Origin of the sequence: Actinoplanes hulinensis, assembly GCF_019429605.1 — a bacterium.
GTDB classification, from domain to species: Bacteria; Actinomycetota; Actinomycetes; order Mycobacteriales; family Micromonosporaceae; genus Actinoplanes; species Actinoplanes campanulatus.
In genome coordinates, this window is sequence record NZ_JAHXZI010000006.1 from 108,139 (window position 1) to 128,125 (window position 19,987).

General features: G+C 71.0%; 19 protein-coding genes and 1 pseudogene. 13 read left to right on the top strand and 7 right to left on the bottom strand.

Features of this window, described 5'->3' with window-relative positions:
• Positions 1 to 31 precede the first annotated feature (31 nt).
• A complete protein-coding gene (locus KZ829_RS12940; RefSeq protein ID WP_220144115.1) occupies positions 32 to 913 on the bottom strand; it encodes an LLM class F420-dependent oxidoreductase in 882 nt (293 codons plus the stop codon).
• 68 nt (positions 914 to 981) lie between these two features.
• On the opposite strand from KZ829_RS12940, the gene KZ829_RS12945 reads away from it, so the two are divergent.
• From KZ829_RS12945 to KZ829_RS12960, 4 genes are all read left to right on the top strand, one after another.
• The gene (locus tag KZ829_RS12945) at positions 982 to 1,893 is read left to right on the top strand and encodes a formylglycine-generating enzyme family protein (protein WP_220144116.1); all 912 of its coding nucleotides are present in this window, start codon (positions 982 to 984) and stop codon (positions 1,891 to 1,893) included.
• Positions 1,894 to 2,015: 122 nt separating this feature from the next.
• Positions 2,016 to 2,207, top strand: a complete 192-nt coding sequence (locus tag KZ829_RS12950) for a hypothetical protein (protein ID WP_220144117.1) — start codon at positions 2,016 to 2,018, stop codon at positions 2,205 to 2,207.
• Between the two features lie 113 nt (positions 2,208 to 2,320).
• Complete coding sequence (locus KZ829_RS12955) at positions 2,321 to 2,797, top strand: Hsp20/alpha crystallin family protein (RefSeq protein WP_220144118.1); 477 nt, start codon at positions 2,321 to 2,323, stop codon at positions 2,795 to 2,797.
• A gap of 660 nt (positions 2,798 to 3,457) precedes the next feature.
• Complete coding sequence (locus tag KZ829_RS12960) at positions 3,458 to 3,649, top strand: hypothetical protein (RefSeq protein WP_220144119.1); 192 nt, start codon at positions 3,458 to 3,460, stop codon at positions 3,647 to 3,649.
• Between the two features lie 33 nt (positions 3,650 to 3,682).
• Here the strand turns inward: KZ829_RS12960 and KZ829_RS12965 are convergent.
• Positions 3,683 to 5,786 (bottom strand): annotated as a pseudogene (locus KZ829_RS12965) (catalase).
• Positions 5,787 to 5,824: 38 nt separating this feature from the next.
• Between KZ829_RS12965 and KZ829_RS12970 the strand changes: the two are divergent.
• The gene (locus KZ829_RS12970) at positions 5,825 to 6,661 is read left to right on the top strand and encodes a P1 family peptidase (protein WP_220144121.1); all 837 of its coding nucleotides are present in this window, start codon (positions 5,825 to 5,827) and stop codon (positions 6,659 to 6,661) included.
• Here KZ829_RS12970 and KZ829_RS12975 read toward each other — a convergent pair.
• Positions 6,648 to 7,463 (bottom strand): MerR family transcriptional regulator, encoded by an 816-nt coding sequence (locus tag KZ829_RS12975; protein WP_220144122.1) that lies wholly within the window; start codon positions 7,461 to 7,463, stop codon positions 6,648 to 6,650. The genes KZ829_RS12970 and KZ829_RS12975 overlap by 14 nt on opposite strands.
• Before the next feature lie 61 nt (positions 7,464 to 7,524).
• Between KZ829_RS12975 and KZ829_RS12980 the strand changes: the two genes are divergently transcribed.
• Positions 7,525 to 8,529 (top strand): TIGR03617 family F420-dependent LLM class oxidoreductase, encoded by a 1,005-nt coding sequence (locus tag KZ829_RS12980; RefSeq protein ID WP_220144123.1) that lies wholly within the window; start codon positions 7,525 to 7,527, stop codon positions 8,527 to 8,529.
• A gap of 4 nt (positions 8,530 to 8,533) precedes the next feature.
• Here KZ829_RS12980 and KZ829_RS12985 read toward each other — a convergent pair whose 3' ends face one another.
• Entirely contained in the window at positions 8,534 to 8,887 is a 354-nt protein-coding gene (locus KZ829_RS12985) for a DUF427 domain-containing protein (RefSeq protein WP_220144124.1), read from the bottom strand.
• A 22-nt stretch (positions 8,888 to 8,909) separates the two neighbouring features.
• Positions 8,910 to 9,764: an SDR family oxidoreductase gene (locus KZ829_RS12990; RefSeq protein WP_220144125.1), complete on the bottom strand. Its 855-nt coding sequence runs from the start codon at positions 9,762 to 9,764 to the stop codon at positions 8,910 to 8,912.
• 110 nt (positions 9,765 to 9,874) lie between these two features.
• On the opposite strand from KZ829_RS12990, the gene KZ829_RS12995 reads away from it, so the two are divergent.
• From KZ829_RS12995 to KZ829_RS13015, 5 genes are all read left to right on the top strand, one after another.
• Positions 9,875 to 10,243: a winged helix-turn-helix transcriptional regulator gene (locus tag KZ829_RS12995; RefSeq protein WP_308285456.1), complete on the top strand. Its 369-nt coding sequence runs from the start codon at positions 9,875 to 9,877 to the stop codon at positions 10,241 to 10,243.
• A 12-nt stretch (positions 10,244 to 10,255) separates the two neighbouring features.
• Positions 10,256 to 10,606: a UBP-type zinc finger domain-containing protein gene (locus KZ829_RS44465; protein WP_220144127.1), complete on the top strand. Its 351-nt coding sequence runs from the start codon at positions 10,256 to 10,258 to the stop codon at positions 10,604 to 10,606.
• A 114-nt stretch (positions 10,607 to 10,720) separates the two neighbouring features.
• Complete coding sequence (locus KZ829_RS13005) at positions 10,721 to 12,280, top strand: methyl-accepting chemotaxis protein (RefSeq protein WP_308285457.1); 1,560 nt, start codon at positions 10,721 to 10,723, stop codon at positions 12,278 to 12,280.
• A gap of 101 nt (positions 12,281 to 12,381) precedes the next feature.
• A complete protein-coding gene (locus KZ829_RS44470; RefSeq protein WP_220144129.1) occupies positions 12,382 to 13,431 on the top strand; it encodes a GGDEF domain-containing protein in 1,050 nt (349 codons plus the stop codon).
• A gap of 104 nt (positions 13,432 to 13,535) precedes the next feature.
• Positions 13,536 to 14,906 (top strand): cellulase family glycosylhydrolase, encoded by a 1,371-nt coding sequence (locus KZ829_RS13015; RefSeq protein WP_220144130.1) that lies wholly within the window; start codon positions 13,536 to 13,538, stop codon positions 14,904 to 14,906.
• A gap of 217 nt (positions 14,907 to 15,123) precedes the next feature.
• On the opposite strand, the gene KZ829_RS13020 is transcribed toward KZ829_RS13015, so the two are convergent.
• The gene (locus KZ829_RS13020) at positions 15,124 to 16,209 is read right to left on the bottom strand and encodes a CaiB/BaiF CoA transferase family protein (protein ID WP_220144131.1); all 1,086 of its coding nucleotides are present in this window, start codon (positions 16,207 to 16,209) and stop codon (positions 15,124 to 15,126) included.
• Positions 16,199 to 17,362, bottom strand: coding sequence for an acyl-CoA dehydrogenase family protein (locus tag KZ829_RS13025; protein WP_220144132.1), 1,164 nt, complete (start codon positions 17,360 to 17,362; stop codon positions 16,199 to 16,201). Before KZ829_RS13025 ends, KZ829_RS13020 begins: the two co-directional genes overlap by 11 nt.
• 108 nt (positions 17,363 to 17,470) lie before the next feature.
• Here KZ829_RS13025 and KZ829_RS13030 point away from each other — a divergent pair, with 108 nt between their 5' ends.
• Both KZ829_RS13030 and KZ829_RS13035 read left to right on the top strand, forming a co-directional pair.
• Positions 17,471 to 18,076 (top strand): TetR/AcrR family transcriptional regulator, encoded by a 606-nt coding sequence (locus KZ829_RS13030; RefSeq protein ID WP_308285458.1) that lies wholly within the window; start codon positions 17,471 to 17,473, stop codon positions 18,074 to 18,076.
• 9 nt (positions 18,077 to 18,085) lie between these two features.
• Positions 18,086 to 19,978 (top strand): propionyl-CoA synthetase, encoded by a 1,893-nt coding sequence (locus tag KZ829_RS13035; protein ID WP_220144133.1) that lies wholly within the window; start codon positions 18,086 to 18,088, stop codon positions 19,976 to 19,978.
• The last annotated feature ends 9 nt before the right edge of the window (positions 19,979 to 19,987 follow it).

The following is a 19,987-nucleotide window of genomic DNA, read 5'->3' on the forward strand; positions in this document are numbered from 1 at the left end:
CCACGCGTACCGGAAAGGGGGATGAGCGACCTCAGGAGAGCTGGGGGATGACCTCCTCGGCGAGGCGCAGCAGCGGCTCGTGGTCGTAGGCCACCCGCGGGATGTAGATGATCACGTAGTCGGCGCCCGCCTCGGCCAGCCGCTCCAGCTTCCCGATCGTGTCGGCGGTCGGCTCGCTGAGGTCGAGGTGGTGGCTCGTCGACTTGGTGATCCGGTCGTAGTCGCGGCCCAGTGTGTCGCAGTGCTGCCGGAGCACGGCCGCCTTCTGCCGGAACACCTCCGGGTCGCCGTTGCCGAAGTTGCAGCCGTCGGCGTACTGCGCGACCAGCTTGAGGGTCACCTTCTCGCCGCCGCCGCCCAGCCACAACGACGGGTGCGGCTTGCGGGCGCCCTTCGGCTCGTTGATCGGCCCGTCGATGCGGTAGTGCCGGCCGGTGAACACCGGGCGCTCCTCGGTCCACATCCGGTGCACGATCTCGACGGCCTCCCGGAAGGCCCGCATCCGGTCCGGGACCTCGGCCCACTCGTAGCCGTAGGCCTTCCACTCGTGCTCGTACCAGCCGGCGCCGAGCCCCGCGTAGAGGCGGCCGTGGCTGGCCACGTCGACGGTGGAGGCGATCTTGGCGTACAGGGAAGGGTGCCGGTAGCCGTTGCAGCCGACCATCTGGCCGATGTTCACCCGGCTGGTGTCGCGGGCCAGCGTCGACGAGACCGTCCACGCCTCGAAGGTGGTGTTGATCGTCGGTTCCGGAACGGTGTGGAAGTGGTCGTAGACCCACACCGAGTCCCACGGGCCCGCGTCGGCGAGCTTCGCGACGGCCGTCATCGCCTCGTACTGCTCGACCGGGTCGGCGATCTCGGTCAGGTCCATCCGCCATCCCTGGGGCACGAACACCCCGAAACGCATGCTCATGATCTCCAACCTACCGGCCGGGCCGCCCGCGGCAGGGCCGGTCACGATTCCTATCTATTCTGTAGGTCATGAGCTGCTGCACGCCGTCGTCCGGCCGGTCGGCCTCCGCCGATCCGGCTCCGGTCCTCGCGACCGGAACCCACGGGATCGACCAGATCCCGGTGCCCGGCCAGACCTACGCGATGGGTGACGCTCACGGCGACGGGGTACGGGCGGACGGCGAGCAGCCGGTGCACGACGTCCGGATCCCCGCCTTCCGGATCGACGCCACCAGTGTCACGGTCGCCGACTTCCGGTCGTTCATCGAGGCCACCGGCTTCCGGACCGACGCCGAACGGTACGGCTGGTCGGCAGTCTTCCACCTGGCGCTGACCGATCCCGATCACGTGGCCGGGCGGATGCACGGCACCCCGTGGTGGCTCGGTGTCGAGGGCGCCGACTGGGCGCACCCCGGCGGGCCCAGTGACGCCGCCGTCGACGATCACCCCGTGGTGCACGTGAGCTGGAACGACGCTTCGGCGTACTGCCTCTGGGCGGGCCGCCGCCTGCCGTCCGAGGCGGAGTGGGAGGCCGCGGCCCGGGGTGGACTGCCCTCGAAGCGTTACCCGTGGGGCGACGAACTGCCCGCCGACGGCTACGCGGTCAACATCTGGCAGGGCGACTTCCCGGTGCGCAACACCGGCGCCGACGGGTGGACCACCACGGCGCCGGTACGCTCCTTCCAGCCCAACGGCTACGGGCTGTGGCAGGCGGTCGGCAACGTCTGGGAATGGTGCGCCGACTGGTTCTCCCCGGTCTACTACGCACAGTCGCCGGTGGACGATCCGCGCGGGCCCGGCGCCGGCTCGGCGAAGGTCATCCGCGGCGGCTCCTACCTGTGCCACGACTCCTACTGCAACCGGTACCGCAACGCCGCCCGGTCCTCCAGCACGCCGGACTCCTCGACCGGGAACACCGGGTTCCGTACAGTGGCGGCATGAACGGCGGATGGGTCTCGGTGTACTCCTCGAACGGTGGCGGTCGTTTCTCGCTGGCCGATTGACTGGCCCACCGCGGCATCGACTGGGACCCCTTCGAGGAGGGTGAGGTCCGCGGCGGCGTCATGTGCGGCCGCAACGACGAGACCGGCCGCTCGTGGTGCCGTTACTACCTGGACATCGACGCGGGCGCCCTGTGGCGGCTCGGCCTGCACCCCGAGCAGCCGCTGTCCCGGATCGTCAGCCGCCCGCCGGCACCCTCGCACGTCAAAAAAATCTTGGCGGAACGGTTGGCACTCGAGGCGTGGCAGTGCTAAAAAATGTCTTGTCGGACCTGGTCAGAGAGTTCCAGGGATGACCTCGGCGAGAGTTGTCAGCCGAGCGCCACGAGCCGCCGGACCGTCCGGCGGCTGTCCTGAGGAGGTGCATCGTGGTGCTGACTTTCGATCCTTTCCGCGAATTCGACCGCCTGGCCGGCCAGATGCTCGGCGCCCCCGGCGTCGGCGGCGGCACCGCCGTGGCGATGCCGATGGACCTGTACCGGTCCGGTGACCACTTCGTCCTGCACTGCGACCTCGCCGGCATCGACCCCGGCTCGGTCAACGTCGACGTCGACGGCCGGGTGCTCACCATCCGGGCCGAGCGCTCCGCCCGCACCGACGCCGACGTCCAGTGGCTGCGCCGCGAACGCGTCACCGGCACCTTCGAACGGCGTCTCACCCTGGGTGACGGCCTCGACCTCACCAAGATCGATGCAACCTGGCAGGACGGCGTACTCACCGTGACCATCCCGGTCGTCGAAGCCGCCAAGCCGCGCCGCATCGAGATCACCACCGGCCGGGCGCCGGCGCTTCAGCCCGCCGACCAGCCGACCATCGAGGGCGAGTCCAAGTCCCTGGCCGACTGACCTTCCCCGCGCCGGCCCGGTCCTCGCACTTCTCCGTCCGGGCCGGCGCGCCATAAGCCTTCGTGGTCGAGGTCCGCGTTCCGCTTCCAGCTTCTCTTCTCTTGTACGCGTGTCCTCGTCCCCGCCTGTTCAGGGCCGTTCCGTCCGGTCAGCGCGTGCTTGCTGCCCGCTGCGGCCTGTGCCGCGCCCGCCGGGCGTAGATCGGTTGGCCACTCCCGCAGGCGCTGCCGCTCGCGCCGGGTGGGTGGTTGCGGTGGTGGCAGCGGTAGATCATCGTCCAAGATCTATCTACCCTGGTAGACCTTGGGTTATCGGATACGCCCGGATAACCGCGATCACCCAAGATCGCGCCGTCCGGCAACGATTATTCAAGAGCCCGCGGTGACCGGCCGAAGGTCAAGCCCTGGAAGTGGTGTAACGGCTGTTGTGCCGGTCAGAAGGGTTGGCCGCCGCGCCGCGTCGGCTTGTGGGCGCACGTGCTCATCGGCCGGCCGGCTTTGCGGGGTCTGCCGGTAGGACGAGGGATTCAGGACGGGTGGGTGGAATCCCGTTGCGGGCGGTGGAGGGAACGGCCGTTGCGGCTGTTGCCGAAGGATCCGGTGATACGGGAGGGTGGCGGCTCCCCGTTTCCGTACCCTCGGAGTCCGCATGGTCAGCCAGATGTCCGCCCACCGTGGCTACCTCCAGGTGGCGGTCGTCGCCGCGCTCGTCTTCATCGTCGCCGCACTGGTGGTCTTGAGCGTTTCGCCCGCCGGGATTCTCGGCATGCTGACCTACAACCTGCTGCCGATCGCCTGGCTCACCGCCTGTTGCAGCATCGCCGGCCTGGCGCTGGCCTCCATCCGGTACTGAACCGGATGGAGGCCGAGCCGCACCCTGGTCGTACTAGGCCCCGGCGGACGACGCCCGCGGCTTGAGCAGCGGCATCCGCTCCCAGACCCGGTGCCGGCCGAGGGCCGCCACGATCGTCTCCGGATCCGGGTCGAACAGGATGCCCGGCGCCTTCACGTCGATCCCGGCGTTGATCAGGGTCTGCTCGCCCTCGCCGTGCACCGCGATCGCCTTGCCGTGCCGGAACGCCTCCTGCAGCAGCACCGTCATCTGCATGTCGGTGGTGGCCGCGGCGACCATGATCGCGTCGAACTCGACGGATCGGGCGGTCTGGAACGTGCGTTCCACCCCCTCGCCGCCGACCGGCGCGATCACCCGTACCACGACACCGTGTGCCTTCAGTGCCTTCTGCAACGCCGCGGTCTGCTTGTCCGGCGTGCCGATCACGCCGACCACCCGGCCGGTCACCGGCCAGGCCCGTTCGGTGATCTGCGTGAGCGCCGGCGACGGCGTGACGTCCGCGACCGGCTTCCCTTCGGGAACCGGCAGACCCAGTCCGGCGGCCACCTTCGCGGTCAGTTCGGCATCGACGTTCGCCAGAACACCGAGCATGCGTACGCGGATCGCCTGTTCGTAGCACTTGCTCAACTCGAACGTGAACGCCTCGGCCACGTGGTCCTGCTCGAGGGGGCTGAGGCTGCGGTAGAACAGGGCGGCCTGCGTGTGGTGGTCGGCGAACGACACCGGGTTGGCCCGTACCTTGTCGCCGCGGACCGGCTCGGGCAGGTGCACGTAGCCGCCGTTCTCCGGTCCGGCCGGCACCGGGCCCTCCGAGCCCGCGAGGCTGTTCGGCAGGTAGTGGGCGATGCCCCGGTGCACGACGCTCTGGTGCATGCCGTCCCGCTGGTTGTCGTTCACCGGCGCGTGCGGCCGGTTGATCGGCAGCTGGTTGAAGTTCGGCCCACCGAGGCGGCTGAGCTGGGTGTCCAGGTAGGAGAAGAGCCGGCCCTGCAACAGCGGGTCGTTGGTGACCTCGATGCCGGGCACCAGGTTGCCGATGTGGAACGCGATCTGCTCCGTCTCGGCGTGGAAGTTGTCCGGGTTCCGGTTGAGCACCAGCTTCCCGATCGGCTGCACCGGCGCCAGTTCCTCCGGGACGATCTTCGTGGGGTCGAGCAGGTCGATGCCCTCGAACGACTCGTCGGCGTCGTCCGGCATCACCTGGATGCCCAGCTCGTACTCGTAGAACAGGCCGGCGTCGATCGAGTCGGCCAGGTCGCGGCGGTGGAAGTCGGGGTCGACGCCGGCGGTCAGCTGGGTCTCCTCCCACACCTGCGAGTGCACCCCGGCCGCCGGCTTCCAGTGGAACTTCACCAGCGACGTCTTCCCGGCCGCGTCGACCAGCCGGAACGTGTGCACGCCGAAGCCCTCCATGGTCCGGAACGAACGTGGGATGCCCCGGTCCGACATCGCCCAGAACACGTGGTGGGTGGCCTCGGTGTGCAGTGACACGAAGTCCCAGAACGTGTCGTGGGCGGTCTGCGCCTGCGGGATCTCACGGTCGGGGTGCCACTTGGCGGCGTGGATGATGTCCGGGAACTTGATGGCGTCCTGGATGAAGAAGACCGGCATGTTGTTGCCGACCAGGTCGAAGTTGCCCTCCGCGGTGTAGAACTTCACCGCGAACCCGCGCACGTCGCGGACCGTGTCGGCCGACCCGCGCGAGCCGAGCACCGTGGAGAACCGCACGAACACGTCGGTCTCCCGGCCCTTCTCGGCGAGGAAGCCGGCCTTGGTGACGGACGCGGCGTTGCCGTAGGCGGTGAACGTGCCGTAGGCCCCGGATCCGCGGGCGTGAACGACCCGTTCCGGGATCCGCTCGTGGTCGAAGTGGGTGATCTTCTCGCGCAGATGGAAGTCCTCTATCAGCGCCGGCCCGCGCGGCCCGGCCTTCAGGGAGTGGTCGGTGTCCGGCAGCCGGACGCCCTGGCCGGTGGTCAGGTAGTCGCCCGTCTGCAATCCGCGGTCCGGGGCCAGGGACTCCTTCACCGGGCTGGTCTCGGCCGGCTGCTTCTCCGCCGGACTCGGAACGGTCGGCTCCATGTCGGGTTTCCTTCTCTGTGACGTTCGGTGACGAGCCGTCTGCATACCCCGGCATTCCGCGCCGGAACGTGATCGCCCGATACGGTTCGTCTCATGGCCGAACCGCAGCTGCTCAACGCGTACGCCGGGCACTGGACCGGCGACGGCACCGGGGTCACCGTGATCCTTCCGCCGCCCGGCACGGTCGGCTCCGGCGAGGTCCGCGGCGGCGCCCCGGCCACCCGCGAGTTCGCCCTGCTGGAACCGGGCCGCCTGGTCGAGCGGGTGGACGCCGTGGTGCTCTCCGGCGGCTCCGCCTTCGGCCTGGCCGCCGGCGACGGCGTGGCGGAACTGCTGCGCGAGCGCGGCCAGGGCTTCCCGACCAGCCTCGGCCCGGTGCCGATCGTCGTCGGCATGTCGCTGTTCGACGCGTCGGTCGCGGGGACGCCACCGGGTGCCGCTCAAGGCCGCGAGGCGGCTCTCGCCGCGTTGAGCGGACAACCCTTCCCCACCGGTACGGTCGGCGCCGGCACCGGAGCCACCACCGGCAAGTGGCGGGGTCTCGCCGAGCCCGGTGGGCTGGGCCGCGCCACCGGGCGGGCCGGCGGCGCCACGGTGGAGGCGATCGCCGCGGTGAACCCGTGGGGCGACGTCCTCGGCGCCGACCGGCCGCCCGTGGAGCGCGTGGCCACCCCGTTCCCGGGGGAGAACACCACGCTCGCCGTGGTGCTCACCGACGCCCGGCTCACCAAGACCGACTGCTACCTGCTGGCGCAGAGCGGCCACACCGGGTTCGCCCGGGCCCTGCACCCGGCGCACTCCCGCTACGACGGGGACGCCGTGGTGGCGCTGGCCACCGGCGCGGTGGAGGCCGACCTGGACCTGCTGCGCGCGGTCACCGCCGAGGTGATGGCGGCGGCGATCCGCGACGCCGTGGTCAGGCGGCCGTGACCGGGGCCTGGAGTTCGGTGACCCACCGGTCGCGGTCCTCCGGGCACTCCAGGGTCACCTCGCGCGGGTAGCCGGCGGCCCGGAAGCCGTTGCCGTCGATCCACCGGGCCAGGGCCTGGCCGGTCGGCACCACGGCGTCCATCGAGCCGCGGTGCACGATGGTGGCGGCCTGCCCCACGGCCGGCAGGTCGCGGACCTCGAAGTCGCCGGCGCCGGGCGCGACCGAGACGGTCATGCCGGCGTGCACGGTGATCCGGCCCTCGGGGGCGTCCTCGTACCAGGCGATGCCAGGTCCGGCCGGGGTGACCCCGGCGGTCTCCAGCCGCCGGCACAGCTCCTCGTAGAGCGGCCCGATCACCGGGCTGATGTCCTCCGGCTGGTAACTGGCGGCCGTGGCGGTCAGCGCGGCGACCCGCACCGCCGGGACGGACTTGAGGACGACGTCGTTCGTGGGCATGTGCCCCTCACTCTCGATGGCACGGAGACGCGCCTCGACCTGGACCAGCCGGGCGGTGGCCTCGGCCACCGACGTCGCCAGCTCGGCCCGCCGCAACCGGAGCATGCCCCGCAGCTCGCCGGTGCTCAGCGTGCCGTCGATGATCTCGTGCACCTGCTGCAGCGTGAACCCGAGATCCTTGAGCGCGATGATCCGGTTGAGCCGGGCCAGCTGGGCGGCCGTGTAGTGCCGGTAACCGGTGGCCGGGTCGACGTGGGCCGGCCGCAGCAACCCGATGGCGTCGTAGTGGCGCAGCATCCGGATCGACACGCGGCCGTGCCGGGCGAAGTCTCCTATGGCGAACATGACAACTCCGAGTTCACTGCCTGACACCGTGTGAGGGTCAACAACCTGATATTGCTGTGTGATGCTCGTTGACTATGCCGCGCCCGTCGCGGCCTCCCCGGCCGAGGCCGAAGCGGCGGCGGTCTCCGCGGAACAGGTGGGGTACGACGGCTTCGCGGCGGCCGAGACGAAGCACGACGTCTTCACCACCCTGGCCCTGGTCGCGCGGGCCACCTCGAGGATCGCGCTGCAGTCCGGCATCGCGGTGGCCTTCGCCCGTAACCCGATGACCGTGGCGGTCCTCGCCAACGACCTGCAACTGATCTCCGAGGGCCGGTTCCGGCTCGGGCTGGGCTCGCAGGTGCGCCCGCACATCGAGCGGCGGTTCGCGATGCCGTGGAGCCGCCCGGCCGCGCGGATGGAGGAGTTCGTGTCGGCGCTGCGGGCGATCTGGCACTCGTGGGCGACCGGCGAGCGGCTGATGTTCCGCGGCGAGTTCTACCGGCACACGCTGATGACCGAGTTCTTCGACCCGGGGCCGAACCCGTTCGGCAATCCGGGGGTGGAGCTGGCCGCGGTCGGCGAGCGGATGGTGGCGGCCGCCGGCCGGGTCGCCGACGGGCTGCTGGTGCACCCACTGACCAGCCGGTCCTATCTCGGGGAGCGGATCGTCCCGGCGCTGCGGGCGGCCCGCGGCGGGGAACTGGACGGTTTCGGGATCGAGATGAGCGCCATGGTGGTGCTCGGCGGTGACGAGGCGGCCCGGAGCCGGGCGGAGCAGGCGGTCCGGCGGCAGATCGCCTTCTACGCGTCGACCCCCGCCTACCGGCCGGTGCTGGAGCTGCACGGCTGGGGTGAGCTGGCGGACCGGCTCAACGTGCTGTCCCGGCGGCAGGCGTGGGCCGAGATGGCCGCCGAGATCAGCGACGACGTGCTGGACTGTTTCGCGGTGTCCGGCGACCCGGCGACGGTGGCCGCCGGGCTGCGTGATCGGTTCACCGGCACGATCGACCGGATCTCGCTCTACACGCCGTACGAGGCGGACCGCTACCAGCTGGCGGCGGTCCGCTCCGCGCTACGGGGCTGACCGGCTAGGCGGAGAACTCCACCTTGTCCGGGTAGAAGGCGACGTGCCCCTTGATCGCGGCGACCGCGTCGTAGGGGTCCTGGTACTCCCAGACGGCGTCCGGCGCGCCGGGCAGGGAGTAGTAGGTGGCGTCGCCCTTGTACGGGCAGTACGACGTGGTGGTGCTGCGCTCCAGCACGGCCGGATCGACGTCGGCGAGTGGAACGTACCGGACCGGTGGATAGTGCGCCTCCTGGAGGAGCAGCGCGTTCCCGGTCTCCGCGATCACCCGGCCGCCGGCGGTGACCACGACCTTCTCCCCGGCCGGGGTGATCGTGATCGGATGGTCCGGGCCGGGTTCCCATCGAGGTTTGGCCATGAAAGGAGCCTACCCATCCGCCTCAGCCTTTGAGGGCGGTTGCGACCGCCTCGGCCAACGGGGTGGTGGGGCGGCCGATCAGCCGGGACAGGGTGCCGGTGGTGTCGTCCAGGTGCCCGGCCCGGATCTTGACGTCGGTGTCGGCGAACAGGTCGGCGAACTGCCCGGGCATGCCGGCCGTGACCAGCGCGTCCCGGTAGCCGTCGGGCGGCAGGTCCCGGTACGCCACCGGGGCGCCGGTCTGGCGGGCCACCTCGGCGGCCAGCTCGGCCATGGTGAACGGCTGGTCGCCGGCCAGTTCGTGGACGCCGGGCTCGCCGCGCAGCAGCACGACGGCGGCCGCCTCGGCGAAGTCGGCGCGGGTGGCGGCGGCGATCCGGCCCTCGCCGGCGCTGCCGAGCAGGGCGCCGTGCTCGACGGCCGGGCCGAACGAGGCCGCGTAGTTCTCGATGTACCACCCGTTGCGCAGCAGGGCGAACGGGATGCCGGACGCCGCCACGACCTGCTCGGTGGCCAGGTGCTCGGGGGCCAGCCCGAGCGGTGAGCTGTCCGCCCGCAGGATGCTGGTGTAGGCCAGGAAGCCGACCCCGGCCGCCTTGGCCGCCTCGACGACCGCGGTGTGCTGGGGGACCCGCTGCCCGATCGTGTTGCCGGAGATCAGCAGCAGCCGGTCCACCCCGGCGAACGCGGTGGCCAGGGTCTCCGGGCGGTCGTAGTCGGCCTCGCGCACCTGGACCCCGAGGGCGGCCAGGCCGGCGGCCTTCGCGGTGTCCCGGACCGTGGCGACGATGTCGCCGGGGGCGGCGCCCCGCGCGATCAGCGCGTCGACGACGAGACGGCCCAGGTGCCCGGTGGCTCCGGTGACGGCGATGGTCATGGTGGTTCCCTTCGACATGCTCTCGAAACCGCGCCCTCGAAAAGTGAGCGGTGACGAGAAGAATGGCACTAACTTTTAGTTAGTGCAACCACGCTGGTAAGGTGACCGGCGTGGATGAGGACTTCGCGGCCAGCGTGTTCGAGCGGAACTGCGCCTCCCGTGGCGTCCTGACCGACATCACCGGCCGCTGGGGCAGCCTGGCGCTGGGCGCGCTGCACGAAGGGGCGTTCCGGTTCAACGCCCTGCGCCGCCGGGTCGACGGGGTGAGCGAGAAGATGCTGGCGCAGACGCTTCAGGCACTGGAGCGTGACGGCCTGGTCCGGCGCGAGGTGCAGGCCACCATCCCGCCCCGGGTGGAGTACAGCCTCACCGATCTCGGCGAGCGGGTCGCCGCCAAGATGAAGGACCTCATCGTCCTGGTCGAGGGCGAGATGGATCAGGTTCGCGCGGCGCAGGAGGCGTACGACCGGGCGCATTGATAGGTTCGGGTCGTGAGCTCCGACGCCCCGATCCAGGCCGACGTCCCGCCCTCCGGCACCGGCTGCGCCGATTGCCTCGCGACCGGCGGCTGGTGGTTCCACCTGCGCCGGTGTGCCCGCTGCGGTCACGTGGGCTGCTGCGACTCCTCACCCTCCCAGCACGCCACCGCCCACTGGAGGCAGACCGGGCACCCGGTCATCCAGTCGTTCGAGCCCGGCGAGGACTGGTTCTGGGACTTCGGCAGCGAGCAGGCCGGCTCCGGTCCCGAGCTGGCGCCGCCCACCAGTCACCCGGCCGATCAGCCGGCCCCCGGCCCGGCCGGCGCCGTCCCGGCCGACTGGGCCCGTCGTCTGAACCGCTGAATCATCCGGAACCGGATGGTTCGCCGGCCGGACCAGCCGGCCGGTGAAGCTTCTCTCCTCAGGTGACGCCCGACAGGGTCGATGGACCGTATGTCGGATTCGAGGGAGGGCAGCGTGCGCGGGCTACACGACATCGGTATCGCCAAGAGGCTGGGCGTCATCGTCACCACCGGCGCGGTCGCGCTCGGTGCGATGGCGACGGTCACCCTGGCCGGGCAGTCGGCTCTGGCCTCCCAGGCCGAGGAGACGCGCGGTCTGGAAGCCTGTCTCGCGGCGATCAACCACCTCAACAACCGCCAGAGCGAGTTGAAGGTGGACGCCTACCGGGCCGCGCTCGGGCACGACGTGAGCGGGGACGTGGTCGACGACGTCGAGTCCTCGACCAGCGCCGCCGACGCTGTCGGGGCGTGCGGTCTGCCCACCGCCGTACTTCAGGAGTTCCAGAGCCACCGCGCGGACTTCGCCGACTTCAACACCTTCATCACCGGCTTCGTCACCGCCGGTGCGGCGAACCCGAAGTCGGTGGTCAACCGGACCGACGAGATCGCCGAGCGGAACAACAAGACCGACGACGCACTCGACGCGCTCACCGAGCAGGTGGAGGCCGAGATCGCCGTGCAGAAGGCGGAGATGGACGACACGGTCGCCTCCACCCGTACGGTGACGATCGTGGTGGCCGGAATCGGCCTGGCCCTGCTGATCGGCATGGCCGTCCCGATGGTCCGGTCGATCCTCGGCCCGATCCGCAAGCTGGGCGTGGTGATCGACGCCCTGGACCGTGGCGACCTCACCGTCCGCTCCGAGATCACCAGCCGCGACGAGATCGGCACCATGGCGGCCGGCCTGGACCGCTCGCTGGACAAGCTGCGCCAGTCGATGCGCACCATCGCCGAGGGCGCCGGCGGCCTCGCCACCGCGTCGAACCAGCTGGCCGATGTGTCGGCCCAGATCGCCGACGCCGCCGACAACACCGACCGGCAGAGCACCTCGGCGTCCGCCGAGGCCGGCGAGATCTCCCGCAACGTGCAGACGGTCGCGGCCGGCTCCGAGGAGATGGGCCTGTCGATCCGGGAGATCTCCCGCAACACCAGCGAGGCCGCCCAGATCGCCTCGATCGCGGTGACCGAGGCGGCGCGCGCCACCGACACCATCCGTCAGCTCGGCGAGTCGTCGGCGGAGATCGGCAACGTCATCAAGCTGATCACGTCCATCGCCGAGCAGACCAACCTGCTCGCCCTCAACGCCACCATCGAGGCGGCCCGGGCGGGCGCCGCGGGCAAGGGGTTCGCCGTGGTCGCCTCCGAGGTCAAGGACCTCGCCCAGGAGACCGCGCGCGCCACCGAGGACATCCACCGCCGGGTGAACGCCATCCAGCAGGACACCGGGGGCGCGGTCGAGGTCATCAACCGCATCTCCGAGGTCATCGCCCAGATCAACGACTTCCAGACCACGATCGCCTCGGCGGTGGAGGAGCAGACCGCCACCACCGGCGAGATCAGCCGCAGCATCGCCGAGGTCGCCGCCGGTTCCAGCCGGATCGCGGCGGACATCGGCGACGTCGCCACGGCCAGCGCGGCCACGGTCGGCGGCGTCGCGCAGACCCGGGAGGCCAGCGCGGCGGTGTCGCGTACCGCCGACGAGCTGCGCGGCCTGGTCGGCACGTTCACCTTCTGAGCCGTCGCAGGCTCCGGGGCCGGTCGCCGTCACGGCGGCCGGCCCTTCCTCAAGGCGTGGGGGCACCTGCCGATGAAGATGCCATGCGTACGGTGACAGGGGTGCCTTCGGATCAGGCGTTGCTGTCCCGGCGGCGCACGATCGAGATCTCCGGCCTGGTGTCACGGGGCATCGGTCTCGTCTGCACGGCCCTCTATGCGGCCGGGGTCGGCGCCATGTCGGCCGGCCAGCTGGAGAGCAGCGGCATGCGGGCGGCGAGCTGGGTGGCCGTCGCCGTCATGCTGTGCTGCAACCTGGTGGCCGTCCGGAATCTCCGGCGCCCGGGCTCCCGCTGGTACGAGCTGCGCAGCGCGGTCCAGGTCGCGCTGGACGCCACGGTGATCTGCGGGTTCGTGGTGATCGCCGAGGGGCAGACCCGGGAGACCGCCTGGCCGCTGATGGCCCTGGCCGTGGTGATCGCCGCGGTCCGGCAACGGCTGCCCGGCGCCGTGCTCGTCTGGGCGCTGACCTCGGCCGTCTTCGTGGCCGCCTTCCCGCACTCGCCGGACGTCCCGTTCGTGCTCGGCATCAACGTGATGGTCGCGGTGATCACCGGAACCCAGTCGTCCAGCCTGGTCCGGCACCTGCGGACCCTCCAGGAGACCCGGGCGGCGCTCCAGCACCAGGCCACCCACGACGGGCTGACCGGACTGCCCAACCGGGCGCACCTGGCCGGCTGCGCGGACCGGCTCAGCGGCCGCCCGCTCGGCGTGCTGCTGCTCGACCTCAACGGGTTCAAGCTGGTCAACGACACCCACGGGCACGCCGCCGGTGACGTGTTGCTGCACCGGGTCGGTGACCGGCTGACCACCGCCATGCGTGAGATCACCCCACCGGACGGCGAGACGCCGGTGGTGGGCCGCCTCGGCGGCGACGAGTTCCTGGTCCTGCTGCCCGGGGCCGGTCCCGGCACGGTGGCGGCGGCCTGCGAGCGGATCCGGGAGGCGGTTCCGATACCCGTGGACCTGGGCGACGGCGTACGGGTGACGGTCGGCGTGAGCATCGGTGTGGCGCTGCGGCCGGCCGGGGGAGAGGCGACCCTGGAAACCCTGACCGCCGAGGCGGACGCCGCCATGTACCGGGAGAAGCACAGCCGCCGGAAGGCCGCCTGAATCGACGGATTGCGATGAGAAGGGGCCGGGGGTAGGTTGTCAACTGCCCGGGGGCGGGTGGAACGCGTCGACGTACGCCGTCCACTTCCCCCAAGAGGCAGGTCATGAAGAGAAGACTGGCCGTCCTGGCCGCCGTCCTCATCACCCTCACCGCATCCGTGCTCACGTTCGTCAACCCCGCCTACGCCGCGACCGGTCTGCACATCGAGGGCCGCAACATCGTCGAGGCCAACGGCAACACGTTCGTGATGCGCGGCATCAACCACATGCACACCTGGTACGCCGGGCAGACCGGCTCGTTCGCCGACATCAAGGCGGCCGGTGCCAACACGGTCCGGGTGGTGCTCAGCGGCGGCCGCTGGACCGCCAACACCGCCGCCGACGTGACCAACGTGATCAACCTGTGCAAGGCGAACAGGCTGATCTGCGTGCTGGAGAACCACGACACCACCGGGTACGGCGAGGACGGCGCGGCCTACACGCTGGACCAGGCGGTGAACTACTGGATCGGCCTGAAGAGCGTGCTCACCGGCCAGGAGAACTACGTCGTCATCAACATCGGCAACGAGCCGATCGGCAACACGAACCCGTCACAGTGGACCGCCGCGACCGTCGCCGCGATCCAGAAGATGCGCACCAACGGGTTCGAGCACCTGCTGATGATCGACGCCCCGAACTGGGGCCAGGACTGGCAGTACGTGATGCGGGACAACGCGCAGACGGTGCTGGACGCGGACACCCGCGACAACACGGTGCTGTCGATCCACATGTACGCGGTGTTCAACACGGCGTCGTCGATCACCGCGTACCTGGACCACTTCCAGAGCCGCGGCTGGCCGCTGGTGATCGGTGAGTTCGGCTGGCAGTTCGACTCCGGTCAGGTCGACGACCAGACCCTGATGGCCGCGGCGCAGGCCCGCGGCATCGGCTACCTGGGCTGGTCCTGGGCCGGCAACACCGACCCGATCCTGGACATGACCAACAGCTTCGACGCCGCCTCGCTGACCACCTGGGGCCAGCGGATCGTGAACGGCGCGAACGGGCTCAAGGCCACCAGTAGGGAGGCCACCGTCTTCGGCGGCGTCCAGCCCAGCTCGCCCGGTTCGTCGTCGCCGTCGCCGAGTTCCCCGTCGCCGTCGCCCAGCTCGCCGTCGCCGTCGCCGTCGAACTCCATGCCGGGCGCCTGCACGGCCACCTACGCGATCGCCGGGCAGTGGCCGGGCGGCTTCCAGGGCGAGGTCAAGGTGACGGCCGGCTCGGCGGTCAAGAGCTGGACCGTGACCTGGACCTACGCCAACGGGCAGACCGTGAACAACGCCTGGAGCGCCACGGTGACCAGCAGTGGATCGACCGTGACGGCGCGCAACGTGAGCTACAACGGCACTCTCGCGGCCGGCCAGTCGACGTCCTTCGGGTTCCTCGGGTCGTGGACCGGCACCAACAGCGTGCCCACGCTGACCTGCTCCGCCACCTGATCCATCGATGACCGCCGAGCGGGGTCGTTGCAATGGGAGCGCTCCCATGCCACGATGTGCGCAGACGCGTGCCTGCCCCCGCTCGGCGTCATCCCCGTCAGGAACAAAAGGTCCGGCTGACAACCAGCCGGACCCACCGCCGGCCCGGCGCTCGCGGCACTGCCGTGAGCGCCCGGCCGGTTCGCGTGCTCTTCCCGTACCAGAAAACGATCTTGATTTAAGCCCAGCCGGACAGGATCTCGGTGACCGTCGCGGGTTTGACGGCCTCCGGGACGGGCGCCGGCGTGCGGCTCAGGCGCGGCGCCGGAGCGGGCTGGACCACGCCGTCGACCTCGATGAACGCGTTCCGGGCCCGGCTGTGCGGATGATTCGGCGCCTCGGTGAGCGACAGGACCGGGCTCACGCACGCGTCCAGGCGCTCGAAGATCGACGCCCACTCGTCGCGGGTGCGCTGCGCGAACCGCTCGGTGAACCGGCGGCGCAGCTCCGGCCAATCCGCGAAGTCGAACTGGCCGGGCAGGTCCGGGTCGTCGTCGAGGCCGAGGCCCTTGAGCAGTGCCGCGTAGAACTGCGGTTCGAGCGAGCCGACGGCCAGGTAGCCGCCGTCGGACGCCTGGTAGGTGTCGTAGAACGGGGCGCCGCCGTCGAGCAGGTTCTGCCCGCGGCCGCCCGGCCACCGGCCCTCGGCCAGGAAGCCGTGCAGGAAGGTCATCAGCAGCGAGGAGCCGTCGACCATCGCCGCGTCGATCACCTGACCGCGGCCGGAGACGCCGCGCTCGACCAGCGCCGCCAGGATGCCGACGGCCAGCAGCATGCCGCCGCCCGCGAAGTCGCCGAGCAGGTTGACCGGCGCGTGCGGGCGCTCGCCGGGACGGCCCAGCGGTTCCAGCGCCCCGGAGATCGCGATGTAGTCGATGTCGTGCCCGGCGGCCTTCGCGAGCGGCCCGTCCTGGCCCCACCCGGTCATCCGCGCGTAGATCAGCCTCGGGTTGATCCGCTCGCAGTCGTCCGGGCCGAAACCGAGCCGCTCGGCCACGCCCGGCCGGTAGCCCTCGACCAGCACGTCGGCCCGCTCGATCAGGCCGAGCAGCTCGGCCCTACCGGTCTCCGACTTGAGATCCACTGTCACCCGGCGCCGGCCGCGCTGCATCGGACCGATCGGCCCGGTACCGCCGGGGCGGTCGACCAGCACCACGTCGGCGCCCAGGTCGGCGAGGATCATGCAGCCGAACGGGGCCGGCGCGAGACCGGCCAGCTCCACGACCCGGATGCCGTCCAGGGGGCCCCGGCCACTAGAGGACACGGGAGATCAGCTCCTTCATGATCTCGTTCGTGCCGCCGTAGATCTTCTGGACACGGGCGTCCGCGTACATCTTCGAGATCGGGTACTCGGTGGTGTAGCCGTAGCCGCCGAAGATCTGCAGGCAGCGGTCGACCACCTCGCACTGGCCCTCGGTGAGGTAGAGCTTGGCCATGGCGGCGGTGGCCACGTCCAGCTCACCACGGGCGTGCCGCTGGATGCAGTCGTCCAGGAAGATCCGGGACACGCGGGTGCGGGTCGCCACGTCGGCCAGCACCATCCGGGTGTTCTGGTGGCCGATCAGGGGCTTGCCGAAGGCGGTGCGCTCCTTGGCGTACCCGGTCGCCATCTCGACGGCCCGCTGCATGGCGGCGACCGCGCCCACCCCGATGACCAGGCGTTCCTGCGGCAGCTGCTGCATCATCTGGATGAAGCCGGCGCCCTCGGCGCCGAGCAGGTTGGCGGCCGGCACCCGGAAGTCGTCGAAGAACAGCTCCGCGGTGTCGTTCGAGTGCAGGCCGATCTTCTCGATCTTCCGGCCCCTCCGGAAGCCCTCCGGGTCGCCGGTCAACTCGCAGACCAGCAGCGACATGCCGTGCGCGCGTGCCGAGGTGTCGGTCTTGACGGCCAGGATCAGCAGGTCCGCGAGGATGCCGTTGGTGATGAACGTCTTCGAGCCGTTCACCACGTAGTCGTCGCCGTCGCGGACCGCCCTCGTGCGGATCGACTGGAGGTCGGAGCCGCCGTCCGGCTCGGTCATCCCGATGGCGCCGATCAGCTCGCCGCTCACCAGACCGGGCAGCCAGCGCCGCTTCTGCTCCTCGGTGCCGTACTCGTTGATGTAGCCGGTGACGATCCCGCTGTGCACCGCGATGCCGAGGCTGCCCTCGCCGGTCAGCGTCTGCTCGTGCAGCAGCACGGCCTCGTGGGTGAAGTCGCCGCCCCCGCCGCCGTACTCCTCCGGGATGGAGAGGCCGAGCAGGCCGAGCTCGCCGGCCCGGCGGTAGTGCTCGCGGTCGGGATGGCCCTGCTGCTCCAGCCGCTCGGCGTGCGGCACCACCTCCTTGGTGAAGAAGGTGCGGGCGAGCTCGGCCAGGTCGTCGTGTTCCGGCTTGCGCCACGGTTCGACATAACCGTCCAGTCCAGGCGTCGGCATCGACCTACCATCGAGCACTATTGGCGAGGTGTCAATAAGCTGGATGCGAATTGCCGCCATCCTTCTGGCGAGACGATCGATGGATCGACGTGCCGTAAGGTCGGGCCCGTGGTGCGCGTCGAGTCGATGCGCCGGCGCAGGCTCGAGCCCGACGCGCGGCGCGAGCAGATCCTGTCGGTGGCGATCCGGCACTTCGGGTCGCGGCCCTACGCCGAGGTCTCGACCACGGATGTGGCCCGGGACGCCGGAGTCGCGCGCGGCCTGGTCAATCACTACTTCGGTACGAAGAAGGACCTCTACCTCGCGGTGGTGCGGGTCATGCTGACCGTGCCCGAGGTCGCCCTGGAGCAGCTCCCCGAGGGTGACCTGCAAGAACGTGCCGACTCCATCGTCGGGTACTTCCTCGACGTCGTCTCCCGGCACAGCACCTCCTGGCTGGCCGCCACCGGCGCCGGCGGGATGGCCGGTGACGCCGACGTGAACGAGGTGATCGCCGAGGCGGTCGACGTCGCCGCGGCCGGGGTGCTGCGCGCCGTCGGGATGGGGGACGACCCGTCGCCGGTGCTGCGCGCGATGTGCCGCTCCTACGTCGGCCTGGCGATCTGCACGGCCCAGGAGTGGTTGCAGCGGGGAGTCCTGACCCGCCAGCAGGTGCACGCACTCCTGGCCACGTCGCTGATCGCCCTGGTGGAGCAGGTCTTCCCGGTGCACTAGCGTCGGGGGATGGGCGCATATCGCGAGGCGTACGAGCGCAGCATCGCCGACCCGGCCGGCTTCTGGCGGGACGCGGCCGAACTCATCGACTGGCACGCGCCGCCGGACCGGATCCTCGACGACTCCGAGGCGCCGATCTTCCGGTGGTTCCCCGGCGCCACGCTCAACACCTGCCACAACGCCCTCGACCGGCACGTCCACGGCGGGCGGGGCGACCAGGTGGCGCTCATCCACGACAGCCCGGTGACCGGTGCGGCGCGCTCGTACACGTACCGGGAGCTGCGCGACGAGGTGGCGACCTTCGCCGGGGCGCTGCGCGGGCTCGGGGTGGAACGTGGCGACCGGGTGGTCATCTACATGGCGATGGTGCCGGAGGCGGTCGTCGCGATGCTCGCCTGCGCCCGGCTCGGGGCCGTCCACTCGGTCGTCTTCGGCGGGTTCGGCGCCCGCGAGCTGACCGCCCGCATCGACGACGCCCGGCCGCGGGTCATCGTGGCCAGCTCGTGCGGGATCGAGGGCGGGCGGGTGGTGCCGTACCAGCCCATGCTGTCGGCGGCGCTGGCCGAGGCGGCCCACGTCCCGTCGCACTGCGTGATCCTGCAACGGCCGCAGGCGCCCTGTGACATGGTCCCGGGCCGGGATCTGAGCTGGGCGGACGCGGTCGCCGGCGCGGAACCGGCGGACTGCGTGCCGGTCGCCGCCACCGATCCGCTCTACATTCTCTACACCTCCGGCACGACCGGGCGGCCCAAAGGCGTGGTCCGGGACAACGGCGGCCACGCGGTCGCGTTGCGGTGGTCGATGGAGAAGATCTTCGGGGTACGCCCGGGCGAGGTCTTCTGGGCGGCGTCCGACGTGGGATGGGTGGTCGGGCACTCGTACATCGTGTACGGGCCGCTGCTGACCGGGGCGACCACGATCCTGTACGAGGGCAAGCCGGTCGGCACCCCGGACGCGGGCGCGTTCTGGCGGGTGGTGGAGCAGCACCGGGTGGCGGCCATGTTCACGGCGCCGACCGCGATCCGGGCCGTGCGCAAGGAGGACCCGGACGGGAAACTGCTGGCCGGGCGGAACGTGGACAGTCTGCGGTCGCTGTTCCTGGCGGGGGAGCGGCTCGACCCGCGGACGTACGAGTGGGCCGGTGACCTGCTCGGCATCCCGGTGATCGACAACTGGTGGCAGACCGAGACCGGCTGGCCGATCACGGCGAGCCCGCGCGGTCTGGAGGATCTGCCGACCCGGCCGGGCTCGCCGTCGGTGCCGATGCCCGGCTACCGGGTGCGGGTCGTCGGACCGGACGGGACCGATGTGCCGCCCGGCGCCGAGGGGGCGATCGTCGTCGGGCTGCCGCTGCCGCCGGGTTGCCTGCCGACGCTGTGGGGTGACGACGAACGCTACGTGCGGTCGTACCTGTCGGCGTTCCAGGGCAACTATCTGACCGGGGACGGCGGCAGGTTCGACGACGACGGATATCTGTACGTGCTGGGGCGTACCGATGACGTGATCAATGTGGCCGGTCACCGGCTGTCGACCGGGGCCATGGAGGAGGTGCTGGCCACCCATCCGGCGGTCGCCGAGTGCGCCGTGATCGGGGTGGGCGACCTGTTGAAGGGGCAGGTTCCGCGCGGTTTCGTGGTGCTGCGCGGTGGGGTGGATCCGGATCCGGCGGCCCTGGAGACGGAGCTGGTGGGGCTGGTGCGGGAGCGGATCGGTGCGGTGGCGGCGCTGCGCCGGATCGACGTGGTGGCGGCGCTGCCGAAGACCCGGTCGGGGAAGATCCTGCGCGGCACGATGCGGGGGATCGCGGACGGCCGGGAGGAGCCGGTGCCGGCGACGATCGAGAACCCGGACGTGCTGGAGGCGCTGCGGCCGGTGCTGCGGTCACCCCGCGTGTCCGGGTAGGTGGTGTGC

Excerpts from the sequence above, each read along its gene's own strand:
- KZ829_RS12960 (WP_220144119.1), top strand. The coding sequence starts at position 3,458 with ATGTCCGCCCACCGTGGCTACCTCCAGGTGGCGGTCGTCGCCGCGCTC.
- KZ829_RS12990 (WP_220144125.1), bottom strand. The coding sequence starts at position 9,764 with ATGACCATCGCCGTCACCGGAGCCACCGGGCACCTGGGCCGTCTCGTC.
- KZ829_RS13015 (WP_220144130.1), top strand. The coding sequence starts at position 13,536 with ATGAAGAGAAGACTGGCCGTCCTGGCCGCCGTCCTCATCACCCTCACC.
- KZ829_RS12950 (WP_220144117.1), top strand. The coding sequence starts at position 2,016 with ATGTGCGGCCGCAACGACGAGACCGGCCGCTCGTGGTGCCGTTACTAC.
- KZ829_RS13025 (WP_220144132.1), bottom strand. The coding sequence starts at position 17,362 with ATGCCGACGCCTGGACTGGACGGTTATGTCGAACCGTGGCGCAAGCCG.
- KZ829_RS12970 (WP_220144121.1), top strand. The coding sequence starts at position 5,825 with ATGGCCGAACCGCAGCTGCTCAACGCGTACGCCGGGCACTGGACCGGC.
- KZ829_RS12985 (WP_220144124.1), bottom strand. The coding sequence starts at position 8,887 with ATGGCCAAACCTCGATGGGAACCCGGCCCGGACCATCCGATCACGATC.
- KZ829_RS12945 (WP_220144116.1), top strand. The coding sequence starts at position 982 with ATGAGCTGCTGCACGCCGTCGTCCGGCCGGTCGGCCTCCGCCGATCCG.
- KZ829_RS12940 (WP_220144115.1), bottom strand. The coding sequence starts at position 913 with ATGAGCATGCGTTTCGGGGTGTTCGTGCCCCAGGGATGGCGGATGGAC.
- KZ829_RS12975 (WP_220144122.1), bottom strand. The coding sequence starts at position 7,463 with ATGTTCGCCATAGGAGACTTCGCCCGGCACGGCCGCGTGTCGATCCGG.
- KZ829_RS13035 (WP_220144133.1), top strand. The coding sequence starts at position 18,086 with ATGGGCGCATATCGCGAGGCGTACGAGCGCAGCATCGCCGACCCGGCC.
- KZ829_RS12980 (WP_220144123.1), top strand. The coding sequence starts at position 7,525 with ATGCTCGTTGACTATGCCGCGCCCGTCGCGGCCTCCCCGGCCGAGGCC.